Here is a 1,980-nt window from a genome sequence, read left to right on the forward strand (position 1 = left end):
GGACATCGCAGCCTTCATCAACGCCCGCAACGCGAAACCAAGGCCGTTCAGCTGGATCAAATCAGCAGACCAAATCCTAGCCTCAATCGCGAGGTTCTGTCCAAAACCCCAGTTCATGAGACCACGAATTGATCGCCCGGACTTCTGGTTCAGGACACTAGACCGCCGGGCCTGACCTGCCGATGATCGCCGTCCGCAGCCGTGACGAGATGAGGTCGATCACCGACACGGTGATCAGGATCATGATGATGATGAAGCACACCGTCTGCCACTCCAGGGTGCGGATCTGCTCGGAGAGCTGCAGGCCGATGCCGCCCGCCCCCACGATGCCGATGATGGTGGCGGACCGCGTATTCGATTCAAAATAGTAGAGATATTGGCCGATCAGCACCGGCGCCACCTGCGGAAGAATGCCGAACCGGATGGCATGCAGGCGCGAGCCGCCCGCGGCAAGAATGCCCTCGACCGGCTTGCGGTCCGAGCCCTCAATGGCTTCCGAAAACAGCTTCCCGAAGGAGCCGATGTCGGAAGACGCGATGGCGAGCACGCCCGCGAAGGGCCCCAGCCCCACCACATTCACCCAGATCAGCGCCCAGACCAGCGTGTCAATGCCGCGCAGCGTGTCGAAGCTCCGCCTAGCAAAGAACCGCAGGATTCTCGAGACGGTGGTATTGCGCGCCGCGATGAAGCTCAACGGCAGGGCGATGACCGCCGCCAGCATGGTGCCGAGCAGCGCGATGGCCACGGTTTCGCCAAGCGCGCGCATATAGCGCGACAGGCTGGCATTATCGCCCCAATCCGGCGGAAACATCAGAACAACGAAATTGCCCAGGCTTCCGAGGCCAAGCAGAATCTTGGCTGGCGAAAAGCCGAGATACCAGAGCCCGAAGATGAGCAGGGCCAGCGCCGCCAGGCTCATCGCCCAGGGCCAGGGTCCGCCCGATGCGAAACTCCGGTGATAGCGAACGCGCAGCGCCGCTTCTTCGAGGGTGCGGTAGCTTTCTTCGTCGGTGCTGCTCATGAAACTTGCTGGATGAAACGGTGGCGGATGCGCTCGGTCACGAGGTCGATCAGCGCCACGGTGACGATAATCAGAAGCAGGATGGCCGAAACGTCGGGGTAGTAGAACTTGCGGATCGCCTCCATCAGGTCCTGGCCGATGCCGCCGGCGCCGACGAAACCCATGATCGAGGCGCCGCGCACATTGATTTCGAAGCGCAGCAACGCATAGCTCGCGAAGCCTGCCAGCACCTGCGGCAGCGCGCCGAACCGCATGGTCTTGATCCATGATGCGCCGCTGGCCACCAGGCCTTCCACCGGCTTCTGGTCGATATTCTCCAGAACTTCGTAGAACAGCTTGCCAAGCGCGCCGGTGGTGTGAACCACGATGGCGAGGACGCCCGCCACCGGGCCAAGCCCGAAGGCCAGGACAAAGATGAGCGCGAAGACCAGCTCGGGCACGGTGCGGCAGAACTCGAGAAATCTGCGAACGATGAACACCACCGCCGGTGAAACGCCCAGATTGCCGGCTGCAAGGAAACTCAGGAAGAAACCGAACGCAGCGCCCAGTACGGTGGCCACATAGGCGATGAGCAGCGTGTCGGCGAGCAGCTTCAGCCATTTGCCGAGACCCCAGAACCAGCCGGGAATGTCATAGAGCACAAGCTGTCCGGCGTAGGGGCCGGAGTCGAGAAAGAAAATTCGCGTGATATAATTGAAGAACTTGCCGATGTTGCCGAAAAACAGCCCGAGATCGACTTCCGCCATCCAGCCGGCGACAAATATGACAATCGCAAGCCCGGCGGCGGCGAACATGAAGCGCCGGCGCTTCAGCGCCACATCCGCCTCATAGGCGGACAGCAGTGCTTCTGGGCTTGTGATGCTTGGCATGTTGCCTGAAATGAAACGGAGGCCCGCCACTGGCGGCGAGCCTCCGAGCCAAGCTTACTGCTTGCGCAGCGTGTCGACGAACTTGTTCAG

General features: G+C 61.5%; 2 protein-coding genes. Both read right to left on the bottom strand.

The window, feature by feature from the left end:
• Positions 1–157: 157 nt before the first annotated feature.
• A complete protein-coding gene (gene phnE, locus ACKOED_RS13045) occupies positions 158–1,021 on the bottom strand; it encodes a phosphonate ABC transporter, permease protein PhnE (protein WP_408917029.1) in 864 nt (287 codons plus the stop codon).
• Positions 1,018–1,890, bottom strand: coding sequence for a phosphonate ABC transporter, permease protein PhnE (gene phnE, locus ACKOED_RS13050; protein ID WP_408917030.1), 873 nt, complete (start codon positions 1,888–1,890; stop codon positions 1,018–1,020). Before phnE (ACKOED_RS13050) ends, phnE (ACKOED_RS13045) begins: the two co-directional genes overlap by 4 nt.
• Positions 1,891–1,980: the final 90 nt, after the last annotated feature.

The sequence above is a fragment of the Aestuariivirga sp. genome (assembly GCF_046093005.1).
GTDB lineage: Bacteria > Pseudomonadota > Alphaproteobacteria > Rhizobiales > Aestuariivirgaceae > Aestuariivirga.